The organism is Streptomyces sp. R28, from assembly GCF_041052385.1.
Lineage (GTDB): Bacteria > Actinomycetota > Actinomycetes > Streptomycetales > Streptomycetaceae > Streptomyces.
In genome coordinates, this window is sequence record NZ_CP163439.1 from 5960790 (window position 1) to 5977103 (window position 16314).

At 70.8% G+C, this 16314-nt stretch carries 18 protein-coding genes and 1 pseudogene; 7 read left to right on the forward strand and 12 right to left on the reverse strand.

Annotated elements, in window-relative coordinates:
* Nucleotides 1-52: 52 nt before the first annotated feature.
* Together AB5J49_RS26615 and AB5J49_RS26620 are read right to left on the reverse strand one after the other, a co-directional pair.
* Nucleotides 53-1024 (reverse strand): YihY/virulence factor BrkB family protein, encoded by a 972-nt coding sequence (locus AB5J49_RS26615; RefSeq protein ID WP_369171250.1) that lies wholly within the window; start codon nucleotides 1022-1024, stop codon nucleotides 53-55.
* Nucleotides 997-1539 carry a hypothetical protein gene (locus AB5J49_RS26620; protein ID WP_369171251.1) on the reverse strand — a complete coding sequence of 181 codons (543 nt, stop codon included), beginning with the start codon at nucleotides 1537-1539 and terminating at the stop codon, nucleotides 997-999. Before AB5J49_RS26620 ends, AB5J49_RS26615 begins: the two co-directional genes overlap by 28 nt.
* Before the next feature lie 236 nt (nucleotides 1540-1775).
* Here AB5J49_RS26620 and AB5J49_RS26625 point away from each other — a divergent pair, with 236 nt between their 5' ends.
* Nucleotides 1776-1946 (forward strand): hypothetical protein, encoded by a 171-nt coding sequence (locus tag AB5J49_RS26625; RefSeq protein ID WP_369171252.1) that lies wholly within the window; start codon nucleotides 1776-1778, stop codon nucleotides 1944-1946.
* Between the two features lie 193 nt (nucleotides 1947-2139).
* Here the strand turns inward: AB5J49_RS26625 and AB5J49_RS26630 are convergent, their stop codons facing one another.
* The 3 genes from AB5J49_RS26630 to AB5J49_RS26640 all read right to left on the reverse strand — a co-directional run bounded on the left by AB5J49_RS26630 (nucleotide 2140) and on the right by AB5J49_RS26640 (nucleotide 4138).
* On the reverse strand, nucleotides 2140-2427 hold the full coding sequence (locus AB5J49_RS26630) for a hypothetical protein (protein ID WP_369171254.1): 288 nt from the start codon (nucleotides 2425-2427) through the stop codon (nucleotides 2140-2142).
* A 62-nt stretch (nucleotides 2428-2489) separates the two neighbouring features.
* On the reverse strand, nucleotides 2490-3323 hold the full coding sequence (locus AB5J49_RS26635) for a DUF1206 domain-containing protein (protein ID WP_369171255.1): 834 nt from the start codon (nucleotides 3321-3323) through the stop codon (nucleotides 2490-2492).
* On the reverse strand, nucleotides 3320-4138 hold the full coding sequence (locus AB5J49_RS26640) for a SigB/SigF/SigG family RNA polymerase sigma factor (protein WP_369171256.1): 819 nt from the start codon (nucleotides 4136-4138) through the stop codon (nucleotides 3320-3322). Before AB5J49_RS26640 ends, AB5J49_RS26635 begins: the two co-directional genes overlap by 4 nt.
* Nucleotides 4139-4429: 291 nt before the next feature.
* On the opposite strand from AB5J49_RS26640, the gene AB5J49_RS26645 reads away from it, so the two are divergent.
* Nucleotides 4430-5803 carry a diacylglycerol kinase family protein gene (locus AB5J49_RS26645; RefSeq protein WP_369171257.1) on the forward strand — a complete coding sequence of 458 codons (1374 nt, stop codon included), beginning with the start codon at nucleotides 4430-4432 and terminating at the stop codon, nucleotides 5801-5803.
* Nucleotides 5804-5996: 193 nt separating this feature from the next.
* Here the strand turns inward: AB5J49_RS26645 and AB5J49_RS26650 are convergent, their stop codons facing one another.
* From AB5J49_RS26650 to AB5J49_RS26665, 4 genes are all read right to left on the reverse strand, one after another.
* A complete protein-coding gene (locus AB5J49_RS26650) occupies nucleotides 5997-6356 on the reverse strand; it encodes an ANTAR domain-containing protein (RefSeq protein WP_369171258.1) in 360 nt (119 codons plus the stop codon).
* Between the two features lie 40 nt (nucleotides 6357-6396).
* Nucleotides 6397-6753, reverse strand: a complete 357-nt coding sequence (locus AB5J49_RS26655) for a PRC-barrel domain-containing protein (protein ID WP_369171260.1) — start codon at nucleotides 6751-6753, stop codon at nucleotides 6397-6399.
* Nucleotides 6750-7151, reverse strand: a complete 402-nt coding sequence (locus tag AB5J49_RS26660) for an ANTAR domain-containing protein (protein WP_369171261.1) — start codon at nucleotides 7149-7151, stop codon at nucleotides 6750-6752. The genes AB5J49_RS26655 and AB5J49_RS26660 overlap by 4 nt, the downstream gene beginning before the upstream one ends.
* 75 nt (nucleotides 7152-7226) lie before the next feature.
* Entirely contained in the window at nucleotides 7227-7508 is a 282-nt protein-coding gene (locus AB5J49_RS26665) for a hypothetical protein (protein WP_369171263.1), read from the reverse strand.
* A 386-nt stretch (nucleotides 7509-7894) separates the two neighbouring features.
* Here AB5J49_RS26665 and AB5J49_RS26670 point away from each other — a divergent pair, with 386 nt between their 5' ends.
* From AB5J49_RS26670 to AB5J49_RS26685, 4 genes are all read left to right on the forward strand, one after another.
* On the forward strand, nucleotides 7895-8107 hold the full coding sequence (locus tag AB5J49_RS26670; protein WP_369171264.1) for a hypothetical protein: 213 nt from the start codon (nucleotides 7895-7897) through the stop codon (nucleotides 8105-8107).
* A gap of 119 nt (nucleotides 8108-8226) precedes the next feature.
* The gene (locus tag AB5J49_RS26675) at nucleotides 8227-8403 is read left to right on the forward strand and encodes a hydrophobic protein (protein ID WP_369175271.1); all 177 of its coding nucleotides are present in this window, start codon (nucleotides 8227-8229) and stop codon (nucleotides 8401-8403) included.
* A 93-nt stretch (nucleotides 8404-8496) separates the two neighbouring features.
* Nucleotides 8497-8670 (forward strand): CsbD family protein, encoded by a 174-nt coding sequence (locus AB5J49_RS26680; RefSeq protein WP_369171265.1) that lies wholly within the window; start codon nucleotides 8497-8499, stop codon nucleotides 8668-8670.
* 135 nt (nucleotides 8671-8805) lie between these two features.
* Nucleotides 8806-9357, forward strand: coding sequence for a hypothetical protein (locus AB5J49_RS26685; RefSeq protein ID WP_369171267.1), 552 nt, complete (start codon nucleotides 8806-8808; stop codon nucleotides 9355-9357).
* A 100-nt stretch (nucleotides 9358-9457) separates the two neighbouring features.
* Here AB5J49_RS26685 and AB5J49_RS26690 read toward each other — a convergent pair.
* Nucleotides 9458-10005, reverse strand: a pseudogene (locus AB5J49_RS26690) (DUF6328 family protein).
* Nucleotides 10006-11140: 1135 nt separating this feature from the next.
* On the opposite strand from AB5J49_RS26690, the gene AB5J49_RS26695 reads away from it, so the two are divergent.
* A complete protein-coding gene (locus AB5J49_RS26695) occupies nucleotides 11141-14878 on the forward strand; it encodes a hypothetical protein (protein WP_369171268.1) in 3738 nt (1245 codons plus the stop codon).
* Here AB5J49_RS26695 and AB5J49_RS26700 read toward each other — a convergent pair.
* The gene (locus AB5J49_RS26700) at nucleotides 14856-15494 is read right to left on the reverse strand and encodes a hypothetical protein (RefSeq protein WP_369171269.1); all 639 of its coding nucleotides are present in this window, start codon (nucleotides 15492-15494) and stop codon (nucleotides 14856-14858) included. The genes AB5J49_RS26695 and AB5J49_RS26700 overlap by 23 nt on opposite strands.
* A 97-nt stretch (nucleotides 15495-15591) precedes the next feature.
* Nucleotides 15592-16200 (reverse strand): hypothetical protein, encoded by a 609-nt coding sequence (locus AB5J49_RS26705; protein ID WP_369171270.1) that lies wholly within the window; start codon nucleotides 16198-16200, stop codon nucleotides 15592-15594.
* Nucleotides 16201-16314 lie beyond the last annotated feature (114 nt).

The following is a 16314-nucleotide window of genomic DNA, read 5'->3' on the forward strand; positions in this document are numbered from 1 at the left end:
GCGGTGCCGGGCCGAGTGCGGATCTTGTATCCCTCCAGCTACCGTGCTCGGATCACGGGCCGTGCTTCTGGAGGCGCGGTGCTGCTGGTGCGTCGCTGCCGGCTGACGCCCGCTGCGGTGCGGCGTCGGCTGCGGGACTGGTGTCGGGCTCCGGGCCCTCGCCCTCGGCCGTCTCACCGGACCGCACCGCCGTCCCCGCTGCTGTCGCTGTCCACGCGGCGCAGTACAGCAGCAGCCTGGCCATGAGGTTGATCCACAGCACGACGGCGACCGGCACGGCGAAGGCGCCGTACATGCTCTTGCCCGCAACGCCCTGCAGGTAGCCGGTCAGCAACCACTTGAGCAGTTCGAAGCCCACCGCACCGATCAGCCCGGCGACCACGACCGCACGTCGGCCGGGATGCACCTGCGGCAGCCGGGTGAGCACGTAGACCAGCAGGAGGAAGTCGACGACCAGGGCGATGGCCAGGCCGGCGAAGAACAGCAGGGCCCGTCCCGCCCCGCCCTCGATGCCGGCCTTGTCGGCGGCCCAGCCGACGGCGATGTTGGCGAATACCGAACTGCCGATCGCGACCAGCCCGACCGCGCCGAGACCGACCAGCACGACGGCGTCCTTGACCCTGAGCAGGATGGGATTGCCCGGGTCCTGCTCCTTCTCCCACACCGCGCGCAGGCTCCCGCGCAGGGCGCCGACCCAGTTGATGCCGACCACGAGCAGCAGCGCGCCCGCGATCAGCCCGACGGATCCGGCATGCGCGACGAGACTGTCCAGGTCCAGCAGGTCGGAGAGCCCCGGCGCCCGGTCGGCGATCTCGTCCTGGAGGTCCCCGAGCTGCTCGTCGCTCAGCAGCTTGGCGCCGATCGCCGCACCCACGGTGATCAGCGGAAAGAGCGCGACGAAGCTGGTGAAGGTGATGGCCGCGGCGAGCCGGGCCCAGTGGACGGCATCCAGCCGCTCGAACGCCCGCCACGCGTGCGTACGCATCAGCCTTCCGATCACAGGCAGCCTTCGCAGCCATTCCATGAGCAACACCCGCTCTCTGCGTCCCACCGGCACCGTGCCCGCCAGGTCAACCGAGGTCTGTGTCGAGGTTGTCTGCGGGATCGTCGGCGGGGAGCGGCCCGGCGGTGGAACCGTTGCTGCTTGTGCCGGGGGCGTTCGACCGGTCCGGCGGGGTCTGCGTCATCCCTCTCCGCCTGCGCCGTCTGCGCGCGGGCGGTGTCGGGTTCGTTGGTCGGGCCGCCGCGTTCCCGTTCGGCTGCGGCAGACTCTCGCCGAGACGGCTTGATCCCGCGATGTGCAGTGCGGGCGCGGCTCGTGGTGCGGCGTGTACCGGTCAGGATCAGGCTCAGCCCGAGCAGAGCCGCCGCCCCGACGACGATGCCGTAGAGGAAGAGCGTGCCGGTGGAGCCGGTGACATCGACACCGAAGACCGAAAATCCGCCGGTGAACTCGTGGGCGCTGCCACTGTTGGAAAGAGCGCCGGCGACACCGATGACTACTGCTGCGACGAGGATGACGAGTCCGATGATGATCATGGCGGTCCTGGGATCTGCTTCCTCTCCCCACGGTAGAGCCGTCCTGCCCGGCAGGCCACCGCCAGAGGTTGCGTCTACCCTGAAGTTGAGGTATGTGCGAGAGCAGACACCATGATCATTCTTGGGGTCATCCCGTGGAGCCCGGGTGCGGTCGATCACGCGGTCGGCGGACGCAGGCACTACTGGCAGACGACCTGACTCCACCCGACCGCCACCACCCCGGGAGGCGTAGGGCCATGGTCTTCTTCCTGGTTCTTCTCGGCAGCGCCATCGCGCTGATCACCATCGGCGCTGTCATGGACGGCATGCTGTATCTGCTCTCCACCGGCGTGCTGCTTCTCATCGCCGCCGTGCTGTACCTGCTCGTGCGCTCGGTATCACGCTCGCGCCGACGCCCGGCCCACTGACGCGTGGCCGGGGAGTGCGGCCCAGTACGAGTTGGTGCGGCGCAGGGCCAAGGGCCGGTCGTCGACGACCGCCGCCCAGTGATGTCCCTTGCCCGCGTCGATACCGCACACGCAGCCGGCAGCGATCACGGCAACGACTCGTTGCAGGCGATGGGGACGCTCTATGCGCGGCTGCGCGTCGGCGGAAGGGAGGCTAGGTCCTGTTGACCCGGCTGGCCACCGCGTGACCGATCAGCAGGTAGACGACAGCGGGCAGGCCGTAGTTGACCACGGTGCGCCAGTTGTCCGAGTGGATGGTGAACAGATTGCGCGACCAGCCCGAGAGCCAGTTCGCCGCGTCGTGGACCCAGGAGACCGCGCTGTTGGCGGCGTTGGCGTCGAACAGGTAGAGGGCGATCCACAGGATCAGAATCAGTGCCGCGATGTCCGCGATGATGGAGATGACCGTCCCCGCGGGATTTCCGCCGTAGCGTCTGGACATGTCCAACGACTAGCCCTGACAGCAGCGTTGAAACCTCGCCGACCTGGCTGGCGTCCGCCGTGTCACAGGCGGCGCCAGCGGGCTGAGGCGAAGGAGAAGACACCGAAGAGAATCAGCCCGATCGCGACGGCAACCAACAGCCACGGCCCCACCGGTGTCTGCGCGAAGCTGCGGAGCGTCGCGTCCACGCCCTTGGCCTCGTGCGGGTCGAAGCGGACGGCCGCCACCAGGACGAAGATTCCCGCCGCGGCGAACACCACGCCACGCGCCACGCCCCCGCCTACGCCCAGCGCGGTGACGACCTGCTTCGTACGGCGGCTCATGGTGCCGGTGTCCAGCTGCTTGAGGAAGCGCCGCATGGCCGCCCGGACCGCGAGTACCGCGCCGATGCCGATCAGCAGGCAGCCCGCGGCCCCCACCAGCACCTGGCCGTAGGACAGTTTGAGCGCCGATGCCGTCCAGTCCTGCGACTTCGCGTTGCCGCTGGAGCCCTGCCCGCCCCCGGCGGCATACGTCGCTGTGCCCCAGCAGACAAAGGCGTAGAAGACCGCCCGGCCACCGTCCAGCACCCGCGAGCTCACCTTCCGTCGAGGGCCCCTGGACAGCACGGCGCGGGCACCTCGCCACAGGGCCATGGCGGCGAAGCCCACCACCAACGCCCACAGCATTGCCTTCCCGAAGGGCTGCGCCGCGATCTCGTGCAGCGCGCCCTGCCGGTCCGCCTGGCCGCCGCCGCTCCCGACGGCTATCCGGATGGACAGCAGCCCGATCAGTACATAGACGATGCCGCGGGCGACAAAGCCCGCTCGCCCCGCGGCGGTCAGCGTCTCGTTCTGCGTGGAACGGGCCGCGGACTTCGCGGCCCGGCCGCGCCCTTGCGTGTGAGACGAGGTCACGATGCCCTCCTCATGTCGTGAGTGTCGGCCATGACCTGGTCGCGCAGGCGTGCACAGATGCGGGTGATCAGACGGGAGACGTGCATCTGCGAGAGACCGAGCTGCAGGGCGATGCGGCTCTGCGTCATCTCGCAGAAGAACCGCATGTAGAGGATCTGCCGTTCGCGTTCGGGCAGGGCCCGTAGCAGGGGGCGCAAGGCCTCCCGGTTGACGATCAGGTCGAAGCCGGGCTCCATGGTTCCGAGCGTGTCGGTCAGTGGGTGGCTGTGCTCGGAGCGGCCGGGTACGGCGTCCAGGGGCAGCGCGGTGAAGCTCTCCAGCGCGCCCTGGCCGAGCCGTACCTCCGCCTCGGTGAGGCCGGTGTGCGCGGCGATCTCGTGGACGGAGGGGTCGTGGCTGTAGAGCGAAGCGCACTCCTGGCCGGCGAAGCGGACCCGGCCGCGCAGCTCCTGTACGCGTCGCGGCACGTGCACGCCCCAGAGGTGGTCCCGGAAATGCCGTTTCACTTCGCCGAGGATCGTCGGTATGGCAAAGCTCGGGAAGGCGGTGCCGAGACTGGGGTCGAAGCGGAACACCGCCTTGGCCAGGCCCAGTTGGGCGACCTGTTTGAGGTCTTCGAAGGACTCGCCGCGGTGACGGAAGCGCCGGGCGAGCCGAATGGCCATCGGCATCCAGGCGCACACCACCTCCTGCCGCAGCGCGGTCCTGTCCGCGCCGTCCGGCAGGGCGGCGATACGGCGGAACGCGGCGTCGGTGTCCGGGGCGTCGTCGTAGGGGCGTGCGCTTGGTGGCCTCTGCGTGCGTGCGTACGGCATGGGCGCGTGTCTCCCTCATCGGTGGCGTCGCTCACCGTGGGAGCCGGCAGACCGCAGCGCGCTGGGGAGCAGCGACAGTTGCTCCCACGGGCGTGCCTCCGGTCTGAAGCACCGCTGGCGGGTTCCCGAGCAGCCCACTTTCAAACACGCTCTGTGCACCCGCCGGACGAGACCACCCTGGGCGGTCTCGTCCGGAACCAGATGGCCAACGGGCAGCACGGCAGGCGCCCTTGACCGATTCGTGTGGGCAGGCGGCCGCGTGGTCGCCACCGCCACGGGTACGCAGTCGGCATGAGACACCTCCGCGCACCCGATGCACGGCTCTTCTCGCGTGTCGCCTCGGCCCACCCCATGCTGCCGTGGCTGGCCGGCGCGGCGGTGATGGGTCTGTCCGGCGACCGCGGTGCACGCCGTGCCGCCCTGCGCGGCACCGGCTCCCTGGCCCTGGCCTCCGCCGTCGTCGGTATCGCCGCCAAGTCTGCCTCCGGCCACCGATTTCTGCCTCGGCCCGCCACCCGGGCGTTGCCGTCCGGGCATGCGGCCTCCGTCGCGGCTTTCGCGTCGGCCGTGGCGTTGGAGTCGCCGTTGCTGGGCGCCGCGCTCGTCCCGCTTGCCGCAGCAGCCGCCGTCTTTCGTGCCCGCACGTGCTCATCCAGTGATGTCCTTGCGGGCGCCGCACTCGGGATCGGTATCGCTGCGGCGACCTGCCGTTGGTGGCCGCTGCACGTGGACGAGCCCGCGGATGCCGCCCGGCCGAACGTCACTGTCCCCGCGCTTCCCGCAGGGCAAGGGCTGGTCGCGGTCGTCAACAGCGACGCGGGCGGCGACACCCCGGCCGAAGCCGAACTGCGGATCCTCTTGCCGATGGCGGACATACGGCTCTGTGAGAGTGGCGTCGACCTGCACCTGGTGCTCGACCAAGCCGCCAAGGACGTGCTCGCCCGAGGTGGTGCGCTCGGCGTCGTCGGCGGCGACGGGACGGTCAACGCGGCAGCCGTCCGGGCCACCGAGAGCGGACTGCCACTGGCCGTGTTCCCCGGCGGCACCCTCAACCACTTCGCCGCCGACCTTGGTCTTGTGACCCTGAAGTCCGCCGCCGACGCCGTGGAGGCGGGTTACGGCGGAGCCGTCGACCTCGGCCGGGTGACCTCCGCAGACGGTGCCGGCACGTACTTCCTCAACACCTTCAGTATCGGGGTCTACCCCGAACTCGTCCGGGCCCGGGAAGCCCGCGAGAGGCGCCTGGGCAAGTGGCCCGCCCTGTGCATCGGCCTGCTCCGCGTCCTCGCCGACGGCACCCCCAGCCAGGTCACCGTCGACGGGCGGCACCGACGGCTGTGGCTGCTCTTCGCCGGCAACAGCCGCTACGACCCGCCGGGCTTCGCGCCCTCCTACCGCCGCAGCCTCAACGACGGACTCCTCGACATCCGCACCGTCGACGGCAGCCACCCCTTCGCCCGCACCCGGCTCGTCACCGCCTTCCTCACCGGAACCCTCGCCCGCTCCCGCGTCTACCAGGCCACCACGGTCACCCGGCTGCGGATCGACGGAATGGGCGAGGAAGGGGACTACACCCGTGACGGCGAAGTAAGCCCGGCCGCCGGCACGCTCCACCTCGACAAAGCGATACGTACGCTCACCGTCTACCTGCCGCCACCGCAATGACGCCGCCGGTGGGATGGCGCCCTTCGAGCGTTCTGTCTGTTCAACGGTTTTGGGGTAAGTGAGCGGGGCAGGCCGGCGTTTGAGTTCCACGAGGTGGGCCACCCAACGGAGGCGTCCGACGGTCGTTCTGGGCGAAGGCACCGGCGAGTTGAGTTCACAGCTCCCGGTGCCGTCCGCTGGAGCATGTACACCGTCATCTCCGGTCCTCCAGGCGGAGGCGCCTCAGTGCTCGGCGCAGCTCCCGCTGCATCGGTTCCGGAAGCGTTTCGTCGGTCGTGGTGGCGACCAGGGCCGCGGCCACGTCCCGGAGCTTGATGTTGCAGTGCTGCGACACGTCCACCAGCAGGTCCCAGGCCCGCTCGCTGGAACACGGCGCCAGAGCCATCACCATGCCGCACGCCTGGTCGATCACCGCACGGCTCGCCAGCGCGCGGCCCAACTGCTCGTTTGTGGCGCGTAGTTCGACGACCTCGGCCAGTAGGGCCGTGTCTTCCGCCGATGCCACGGCCGTCGACAGCCGCTGTTCTTCGCGGGGCGTGGTCAGCCGGTGCATGGTGCGTGCCTCACAGGGCAGTCATCCTGTCCGTAGGTGGTCAGCGGCGTGCCAGTTGCCGTTCTCCGGCCGCCCCGGGCTGGTAGGCCAGTCCGTAGTGCTTGAAGATCGCTTCCTCCTGCTCGGCGGGCAGCACGCCGTCGGTGCCGATCGAAGGGGCCTGCTTCACCAACGTCCTGACATAGCCGACCTTGAGATAGTCCGGCCCGGCGATCGCGCCCCCAAGGGGGACGAAGACCAGACGGTGTCGGGTGGGCAGGCCGGTCCGTACCGTGGCCATGGCCGGCTCGTCGGTGGTGGTGTCCACATAGACCGCCTCCAGGACACCGATCTTGTGCGACTGGGCATCGATGACATTGCGGTCGCGCCACTCCCGGACATCGGCTGCGCGAATCATGACTTTCCCCTTCCGGACGGCTCATCAGCCAGGTGTGCGTCGCACCCTCGGTCTTCCGCGTAGAGCCGCCGCAGCGCATGCCGCAGCGCCCGCTGCATCGGCCGCGAGAGCGGCTCCCCCTCCCAGGCGGCGACCACGGCCACGGCCACGTCCGGAAGCTTGGTGTTGCACTGTCGCGAGATGTCCACCAGCAGGTTTCTGGCCGCTCCACGGCGGCAGGGGGCCAGGACCATCACCATGCCGCACGCCTGGTCGATCACCGCACGGCCGGCCAGCGCCCGCCGCAGCTGATCGATCTCGGCGCGCAGCGCCACGACATCCTGACCGGCCGCATTCCCTACCGCGGCCTCGGCCGCCACGTCCCACCAATTCTCCGGGAGCAAGGTTGTGCGATGCATGGCATCCACCTCTCCACGATCTCTGCGCGTCCGGTGCGGCGGAAGCCGCCCCGGAACCTCTGGGTGTGGGCGACTTCATCGGTCGCGGCGTTCATGGTCCCGACGGTCCTCCCGCCTCCAACGCGCCCGGTTCTGGCGGCTGTAGCGGCGGTCCCAGCGGTCCTGGCGATCCCGGCGATCCTGGTAGTCCCGGTAGTCCCCGAGATCGGAACCGTCGCCATGGATCCAGCCTCCCCCACGATCGCGGCCGTGCCGGGTGGCGCCGAAGACCAACACGGCCGCGGCCACCCACCAGATGGGGTGAAGGAAACCGAGGCCGAACAAGACCACGATGAGGATGAGGAGCAGAACGAACACGGCCGGCCTTCCCGGAGCGGAGCAAAGCATCACTGCCGGGGGCCGGGGCCTGTTCCAACAGCGTAGCCCTACCCAGAGGTTGCGGACAGCGGCCCAGGTCAGCGTTCTGTGCCGGGACCGGATGGCCACTTGCCGTCTGTTCAGGGGATGCGGCGAGGGCTAGCGTGCACGGTACGGCCCGAGCCCCCGGCAGCGTCGATCACCTCTCGCGCTCCTTCGAGGGCGCACCTCGCGCATCAGTGCCGGAACCTGCCCCGTTCACGAACAGGCCGCTCCCGCACCCGCCGTCGCCACCCGATCCCGGCGCGGTACCGATGCGCCCCTTGCGGGCGTCCTTCCCCTCTGCTGCCCGCTGCGTCGCACGCATCCCACCGCAGGCGGTACGCATGTACGTACTGATCGTTCCCGCTTCGACGCCCTTCGTCCTGCTCGCCGTCGTGATGGCCCTGTCCTGGTGGGAGGACCACGTCCTGCCGGCCCCGCCGGCCGAGCCGGTCGACGCTCCCACCGAGGCTCCGTCTGCCCCAGCGGCCCCCGCCCAGCTCGCAGACCTCTCCCGTGTCGGCACCGCGTTGACAAGGGAGGTTGCCGGGCGTTGACTGGCATCACGGCGTAGGGCTATGCCGCTCCGGATCGTTCGGGCGACGCATTCCACCTTCCCGCTTCGCCCGGACCCCGCGGAACCAGGAACTTCCCGCGATCTGGAGGCCCGGCAATGATCCTGTGGATTCTTCTCCTTCTGCTGATCCTGGTGGTGTTCGGGTTCGGCTTCACCATGCAGGCCCTTTGGTGGGTCGCCGCCGTACTGCTGGTCCTCTGGATCGTCGGCTTCGCGATGCGTGGGCGCGGCGGTGGACGTGGCGGCGGACGCCGATACGGCCGCAGTCGCGGGTAGTCCACACCAGCTGCGCTCTCCCGCCCGCGGGAACGGCGGCCTGTACGGCGATCACGCGCGGGAGCCCATCCAGCGAATGAGCAGAGGACAGTCATGAGCGTTGGACAGACGATCAAGCACAAGACCCAGGCATTCAAGGGCCGGGTCACCGAACGCCTCGGCCGGACCACCCGCAACAGGCGAATGCAGCGCGAAGGCAGGACCGACCGGATCTCCGGAAACCTGAAGCAGTCCGGCGACAAGGCCAAGGACGCCTTCAAGCACTGACCACAAACGCCCCGGGTGGCCCCCACGTCGTGTGGGGGCCACCCGGCAGGCCAACGCGGAACCAGCCCCACAGGAAGTGACGGGTGTGGCAATGAAGCAGCACAACCTACGAGCCGAGAGCCAGAGAAGGCCGCCATGCTCACCATCGTGATCATCGCCGTGATCGTCATCGTGGCGGTCACCGCCCTCATCGTCGGACGTGGACGTATCCGAGACGGCGGTGGGAGTGGGCTGAAGCACCGCTTCGGACCCGAGTACGACCGTGCCGTCACCGACCACGACGGCGACACCAAGGCGGCCGAACGGGAGCTCGGCGACCGCGTCAAGCAACACGGCTCCCTCGAGGAGCAGCCGCTGTCCCCCGAGGCCCGCGCGCAGTACAGGGCTCGATGGGCCGACCCCCAGGAACAGTTCGTCGACTCGCCGCAGAAGGCCGTCACCCAGGCCGACGCACTCCTTGCCGCCCTGGCGAGGGACCGTGGCTTCCCCGACGGCGAGCGGTTCGAGGAGCAGCTCGCCGCCCTCTCCGTCCACCATCCCCATGACGTCCAGGGCTACCGCAGCATGCGCGCGAGCTGGCAGGACCAGGACACCGATGCGCAGACCGAGGAACTACGGCTCGCGCTCAGGCAGTACCGGGAGATCACCGAACGGCTGCTGCACATGTCAGCGCCTCCCGGTCACTGATCCTGTCGCCTCCGCGGCGGCTGTGTTCTGGAATCAGGGGGATCCCACGGGGCGCCCGCCTCGCAGTCACGGTCGGCAACGGGGTTCGGCACGACGGGCATCACGCGTGGCGCCTGGCGCCCAGCCGGTTCGCTCCGGTTGGCGGTCCCAGGTCCGCGTGGGCCTCGGACCGTGCGGCGTGCCGCCTGACCAGCTGTGGCAACGACCCCCACAGGCCGCCGCACACCAAAAGTGCCGCGCTCCCTGCGATCACACCCTCGACCCGGCCGAGCACCACGTCCACGACAAGCAGTACGGAACCGGAAGGGGCCGGCGTCAGGACGCTCATACCCGCCCCCGCGAGCCGTGACGAGGTCCGCACGATCTCGGGCTTGGCCCCGCGCTGAAACAGCGTGCGGTGCAAGGCGGCCGACGCCGTGAACGGGGCCGCCGCGAGCACCGCCGGCAGCAGCGTCGTGAGGTACATGGTGCGCTGTGCCGTATCCAGCGTGGGGAAGCGGGCGGTGAAGGCGAGGGTCAGCAGAAACGCGCACAGGATCTGGCCCCGGTCTGGATGATCCTCAACTCCTGGAGCAGCTCGCCGTAGTTGCGGTCGGCCCGCTCCAGCGTCGTCTCCTCGCGCGGCGTACGGGAATTCTCCTCAGCCATGTCCCGGCAAGCTACTCGAAGGCTGCGGAACGGGCCCCTGGCCAGACAGCGCAGTCCGCGCCGCTTGATTGCGAGCAGACCTCAGGCGCCGTTCAAAACAGCGAACGCCTCAGTTCCGTCCGGGCAGTTCATCCGGTCGGTACGGCGAAGCGCAGGATGCGTCCCCAGGTGGAGCCGTATGCCGCCACAACGGGCCGGAGCCGTAGGCGCCAAAGACAAGCGCGTCGCGGAGATCCGCGCTGACCTGCACAGCGAGCGCTATTGCCAGTAGGGGAGGCTGGTACGGTCGGAGATGTTGTCGGGAATCAACAGCCGGTGCTCAGAGCCGCCGAACAGCGCGGTCCCGGTCCAGGGGTGGCCAAGAAGTGGCCGGATGACTTTGGACGCTGCAGCACCAGGTAACGGCGCTCAGCACAACGCAGGCGGTCTGATCAGCCACAACAGCATCCCGAGGCATCAGCTGTCACCAGGCAACACGATCACTCGTGGCCTCGTAATGCGTAGGTCTCGGGTTCGAATCCCGAAGGCGGCTCCGAGGGGAAACCGCAGATCAGGCCACTGACCTGCGGTTTCTTCGTTTTCTTGACCTTGGGGTGTGTCCACGAAGCACTTCGCCGCCTGCGCATGGGCTTGCGGTGCACGGTGGGCTTCTGGTGCAGCGTGTTTCGGAGGGCGTTTTCGTGCCCTTCGTGGGCAGAGCGGTGCCCGGTGGAAGCGGGGAATTGTTTGATTCCGGGGTTTGCAGGCTTGTCTCTCCCCTCCGGATCCCCTGGGGCCTGGCGGGTCTCCGCGAGGGGCGGTCACGAACGCCTGGACCGTTGGTCACCCAGGCCCAAGTGCCTCCCGCGCCTCGGCGATCTGACCGCCCGCAAGGGCGGGCGCTCTCGCTGGGGCTACGACTCCGGCCGAGGATGACCACAGGTCCCGCATGACGGCGGGATGGGGTTTCAGGCCCACAGCGAGCGAACCGGCCCCTGGCGTCGGCGTCCTGACCGCCGACATCCACGACCGCGGACCCGTCGGGCAGGAACCTGCCCTTCATCCGGAGGCAACCTGGACGTCAACGAGCCATCCGTATGGTCGTCGCTCCGAGCATCACCGATGACGTCTGCGTCAGGCGTAAGGAGAATGCGTCATGGGGCGTCCCGAAAGACCGGTGGACCCGACGGCCGGTCCCATCCAGCGGCTCGCGCACGAGTTGCGGGAGCTGCGCCGGGCCGCGGGCAGCCCCTCGTACCGGACGATGGCCAAGGCGGCGGGCTTCTCGGCGACCGCGCTGTCACTGGCTGCCGCCGGTGAACGGCTCCCCTCTCTCGCCGTGTTCCAGGGCTATGTGCGCGCCTGCGAGGGCGATCCCGCCGAGTGGGATATGCGCTGGAAGGACGCGGAGGCGGAGGCGAGCCGGGCCCCCGTGGAGATCGCCGAGGACGCGCCGGCGCCGTACCGCGGGCTCGCCCGGTTCGAGCCGGGCGACCGGCATCTGTTCTTCGGCCGGGATCGGATGGTCGACGAGGTCGGGGAGCTGGTGTGCGAGCACCGGTTCGCGGTGCTGTTCGGCCCCTCGGGGAGCGGAAAGTCGTCCCTGCTGCGGGCCGGACTGGTCCCGCGGCTGCGGGAGGAGATCGGGGCGCGCGGGTTGCCCGCGGTGCTGCGGATCCTTACCCCCGGGGCCATGCCGGCCACGACGTACGGACATCTGCTGAGCCCCGCCGAGGACGAGCCGGAGAGCTGGGTGGTGGTGGACCAGTTCGAGGAGGCCTTCACCCTCTGCCGCGACCCGCAGGAACGTTCCCGCTTCATCGGCCTGCTGCTCGCCGCCCGCGCCCCGGACAGCAGACTGCGCGTGCTGGTCGCCGTACGCGCCGATTTCTACGCCCGCTGCGCCGAGCATCGCGGCCTCGCGGACGCGCTGCACGGCGCCGGGCTGCTGCTCGGGCCCATGACGGAGGAGGAACTGCGGGAGGCGGTGGTCGGACCGGCCCGGGAGGCGGGGTGCCGCGTCGAGCGGGCGCTGACCGCCCGCCTGGTGGAGGAGGTCCTCGACGAACCGGGCGGGTTGCCGATGCTTTCCCACGCCCTGATGGAGACCTGGAGTCGGCGCAAGGGACGGATGCTCACCCTCGCCGGGTACGAGGCGGCCGGCGGGGTGCGCGGTGCGATCGCGGGGAGCGCCGAGGAGGTGTACGACGGCCTGACGCCGGCCCAGGCCCGTGCCGCACGGCATCTGCTGCTGCGGATGGTCGAGCCGGGTCAGGGCACCCCCGACACCCGGCGCCCCCTCTCCCGGGCCGAGCTGGGGGAGTGGGCGGATGCGGACGTGCCGGTGGTGGTGGAGCGGCTGACCCGGGCCCGGCTGCTGACCGCCGATGAGGACGGTGTGCAGCTCGCCCACGAGGCGCTCATCACCTGCTGGCCCCGGCTGCACGGCTGGATCGAGGAGGACCGCGAACGGCTTCGCCATCACCGGGTGCTCGCCGACGCGGCCCGCACCTGGCTGGAGCACGACCGCGACCCCGGCGCCCTGTACCGGGGCAACCGGCTGACCCGGGCCGAGGAACTGTTCCCGGACCCGGCGGCCGACCTCGCGCTCACGGAGCCGGAGCGGGACTTCCTCACCACCGCGCTCGACGCCCGGGAGGCGGAGCGCAGGGCCGCAGTTCGGATCAGCCGCAGACACCGGATCCTGACCGTCTCGCTGTCCGCCGTCCTGGTGGTGGCGCTGCTGACGGCCCTCGCCGTCTGGGACGCCTACGACGACAACGAGCGCCAACGTATCCAGGAAGCGGCCCGCCAGGTCGCCGACGTGGCCGACGCACTGCGCACCACCGACCCGCGCGCGGCGCTGCTGCTGGGCGCGGCTGCCTGGCGCGTCGCCGAGTTGCCCGAGACCCGCCGCGCCCTGCTCGGCTCCCTCGCCCAGAAGGAGACGGACACCTTCACCGACCCCGTGCCCGGCGATTCCGCCTGGCGTTCCCTCTCCGCCTCCGGCCGCACCTTGATGAGCCCCGCCGACGGCACCTGGCGCACCTGGGACGTGAGAACGCGCCACCGCACCGGCTCGGGCCGGCTGCCGGACGGCTTGGTGCTCGGGGCGAGCCCGGACGTGCGGGTGCTCGTGATCAACCGCCCTGACGGCATACGGCTGTGGGACACCGCCACCGGGCACTGGACCGGCGGTCCCGACCCGCTGCCGCAGGACTCCGACGTCCGCTTCGGCGGCGACGACCGCACCTTCCTGGTCACCGAGGGCGACCGGCTGCGGCTGCGCTCGCTCGTGGACGGCCGCGTGCTGTTCGAGGCCCCGGCACCGGGTATGACGGTCACGGCGCTCAGCGCGGACGGACGGCGCGCGGCCGTCTGCTCCGGCGGGCAGGCCCCGCAGCTGTGGGACATCCCCGCTCGCCGTGCCCTGCCGGGCGACTGGCAGAAGGACCGCATCTGCGACGAGGACACGAACACGACCGTCCTCGCGCTCGGCGCAGACCGGCTGGCCGCCGCCACCGGCACCGGGCTCCGGGTCTGGGACACCGGGACTGGCAAGCGGATCGCCGACCTCGACGACAACGGGGTGCAGTACGCCTCGTTCAGCCCGGACGGCGCCTTCCTGGCGACGGCCGACCGCGAGGAGATCCAGGTGTGGCGGCTGGCGGCCCCCGAAGTGCCCGTCTTCCGGCACTCCCTGCACAACCAGCGCCCCTACGGCGGCCCGGCCTGGGACCGGGACGGCCGCACCCTGCGCTACATCGAGGGCAACACCGTCCACACCCTCGACCTTGGCCCGGCGGCCACCCGGGCCTGGCGCGGCACCCCGCTGGACGGCGTGCGCTTCAGCCCCGACGGCCGTACGTACGCCACGGCCCAGCGTTCCGGCGGCCGCTACCTCTTCCAGCTCCGCGCCACCGCCGACGACCGGCTGCTGAGCACCCTGCCCCCGGTGAAGGCGCCGGTCCCCCGCGATCCCGACCCGGGGATCCCTGACGACCCCCTCGCTCTGCTGGCGTTCAGCCCGGACGGCACGGCGCTCGCGTACGGCGTCTCGGAGCCCGGCCGGGAGGTCGTCGCACAGTCGTTCACGGTGTGGGACGTCGCCCGTCACCGCGTCCGCTCCACCCTGGTCCTGCCCGGAGACTCGGTGGTGAAGGCCGCTCTCGGACCCGGTGGACGCACCCTGTACGCCGCCCGCTCCTCTCTTCAGCCTGGCGGCGACCTGTACGGCGAGGCGTGGGACACCGCGGCTCGCCGCAGGACGGCGGTGCTGCCGGGTCTGGCCAGCGTTCACCTCGCCGTCCGCCCCGACGGCGGGCTGCTGGTCGGTGACGGACGGCTCGCCCGGCTGCCGTCGGCCAAGGTCACGAGCCGCGACCTGGTGCAGGGCGAGCACGTGGGCGCGGTGGGGTTCTCGGCCGACGGCTCCCTGCTGGCGGTCGGCGACGACATGGGGCGGGTCGCCCTGTGGGACGGGACGGCACACCGGCGCGCCGGTGTGCTGCGCGACGTCTTCCCGGCGCCGCTCGATGACCGCCCGGAGGCGGTGAACGCGCTGGCGTTCAGCCCCGACGGCCGGACGCTGGCGGTGGGCGGCGACGCCGGCAGCGTGCAGCTGTGGGACGTGGCGACCCGCCAGCCGCTGGGCACCCCGCTCACCACGCCCGGCGACGGCATCGAGTCCCTGGCCTTCTCACCCGACGGCACGACCCTGTACGCGGGTAGTGTGCACGTCCCGCTCCAGCGGTACGCCGTCGATCCTGGACGGGCGATCGCGCGGGTGTGCGCCCGGGCGGGCACCGGCCTGACGCGGGAACAGTGGCGGACGTACGTGCCGGACGCGCCATATCGGCGGCCGTGCGGGGTCAGCGCGGGAGCCGGGGGGTGATCTGCCGGGCCAGCGATACGAGGCGGTCGGCGCCCTTCGCCCCGGCTGTCTCCGCGAGGGTGAGCACCCAGGTTCTGGAACCCGCGCGCCACACCACGTAGGCGACGTTCTGCCGCGGCCGCAGCACCTGGGTGGTCTCGCTGAAGGCGCCCTGCCCCAGCCCGTCGACCTCGGTGACCTTCACGTCGCGCATGCCCGCCGACGCGGGGTCGCGGACCAGGCTGTGCGCGGCGGAGAGTTCGGCGGCGTAGGAGCGGGTGGAGGGGTTGAGGGTCAGCATGGCGGTCCCGTCACCGGAGGTGTAGCTGCACGAGTCCGGAGCCGTGCCCTTGTTGGGCGCGACGCGGGGAGCTTGCTTCGGGTCGGTCAGCACCTGCCGGGCGGCGGACCGGTCGAGGACGGCGCACAGGCGGGAAGGCGGCAGCGTCTTGGGCGAGGAATTGACGGAGGGGGTGGCGGCGGGGTCGGGCGAGACAGTCGTCACCTGAGCTGCACCGGTGGGGGAAGTGCCGGCGGCGGCTGGGGACGCGCTGCCTGAGGAGCAGGAGGCCAGCAGACCGCACAGGAGGGCGGCGGCCGCGGGCAGGACGGTGCGGGGGAGACGGCGCGGGTGCATGGCTGGGGTTCCTCACGAAGCCGGAGGTCGAACGGGAAGAGGACCCGGCCCCGGTGAAGGTGCAGGAAACACCGGGGCCGGACCGGCCTGGGGGCGGTCAGCTATAGACGTTGTACGTGCCGTAGTCGTTGACCTTGAGGTTGGCCTGCCAATGGCCGAACTCGTAGTTGCCGTCCCACCAGTACCGCTCCTCGCCGCGGCCGCAGCCGGAGTGGTCGGTGCGGAAGGCGCCGACGAAGGTGCCCTGCGTCCAGCGGCGCTCCACCACCTGGATCGGCTGGGCGTACTGCCCCGGGCTCAGGTTCGTGGTGAAGGTGAATGTGGTGGACGTGGACCCGTTGCGCCCGTAGGAGGGGGTGATGCTGCCGAGCACCTGGTTGAGGTAGGGGACGGGGTTGTTGACGCTGAGGCCGACCGACCACTGCCAGCCCGTCGTCTTCTGCTGGTTCCAGGCGTAGGAGCAGCTGGGGACGTTCGTCGGGCAGCGGAAGGTGGGCCCGCGCCACACCCAGTCCTGGAAGGTGTTGTGGGCCTGGGTCTGCGACTTCGCCCAGGTGGTGTCGCCCTTGCGGATGTCGTAGCCGTCCGGCTTCCAGCACCAGGTGTCCGCCGAGGCGGAACCCGGCGAGGCCAGCAGGACGAGGGGGGCGAGACCCAGGCTCAGCGCCGGTCCCAGCCAGCGGCGGGCCTTTCGCTTCTTGTTCACTGCGGGCGCTGCTTCGGGGCTCGTCGGAGTATGGGGACGCACTTGAGTGGCTCCTTGTGGGGAGAGGAGAGGGGCAACGGGGAGAGAGGGGTCCGCTGGTGCGAGCGGTATACG

Coding starts and splice junctions, on each gene's coding strand:
- AB5J49_RS26680 (WP_369171265.1), top strand. CDS start 8,497: ATGAGCGTTGGACAGACGATCAAGCACAAGACCCAGGCATTCAAGGGC.
- AB5J49_RS26685 (WP_369171267.1), top strand. CDS start 8,806: ATGCTCACCATCGTGATCATCGCCGTGATCGTCATCGTGGCGGTCACC.
- AB5J49_RS26630 (WP_369171254.1), bottom strand. CDS start 2,427: ATGTCCAGACGCTACGGCGGAAATCCCGCGGGGACGGTCATCTCCATC.
- AB5J49_RS26700 (WP_369171269.1), bottom strand. CDS start 15,494: ATGCACCCGCGCCGTCTCCCCCGCACCGTCCTGCCCGCGGCCGCCGCC.
- AB5J49_RS26655 (WP_369171260.1), bottom strand. CDS start 6,753: ATGATTCGCGCAGCCGATGTCCGGGAGTGGCGCGACCGCAATGTCATC.
- AB5J49_RS26620 (WP_369171251.1), bottom strand. CDS start 1,539: ATGATCATCATCGGACTCGTCATCCTCGTCGCAGCAGTAGTCATCGGT.
- AB5J49_RS26625 (WP_369171252.1), top strand. CDS start 1,776: ATGGTCTTCTTCCTGGTTCTTCTCGGCAGCGCCATCGCGCTGATCACC.
- AB5J49_RS26670 (WP_369171264.1), top strand. CDS start 7,895: ATGTACGTACTGATCGTTCCCGCTTCGACGCCCTTCGTCCTGCTCGCC.
- AB5J49_RS26650 (WP_369171258.1), bottom strand. CDS start 6,356: ATGCACCGGCTGACCACGCCCCGCGAAGAACAGCGGCTGTCGACGGCC.
- AB5J49_RS26615 (WP_369171250.1), bottom strand. CDS start 1,024: ATGGAATGGCTGCGAAGGCTGCCTGTGATCGGAAGGCTGATGCGTACG.
- AB5J49_RS26645 (WP_369171257.1), top strand. CDS start 4,430: ATGAGACACCTCCGCGCACCCGATGCACGGCTCTTCTCGCGTGTCGCC.
- AB5J49_RS26660 (WP_369171261.1), bottom strand. CDS start 7,151: ATGCATCGCACAACCTTGCTCCCGGAGAATTGGTGGGACGTGGCGGCC.
- AB5J49_RS26695 (WP_369171268.1), top strand. CDS start 11,141: ATGGGGCGTCCCGAAAGACCGGTGGACCCGACGGCCGGTCCCATCCAG.
- AB5J49_RS26640 (WP_369171256.1), bottom strand. CDS start 4,138: ATGCCGTACGCACGCACGCAGAGGCCACCAAGCGCACGCCCCTACGAC.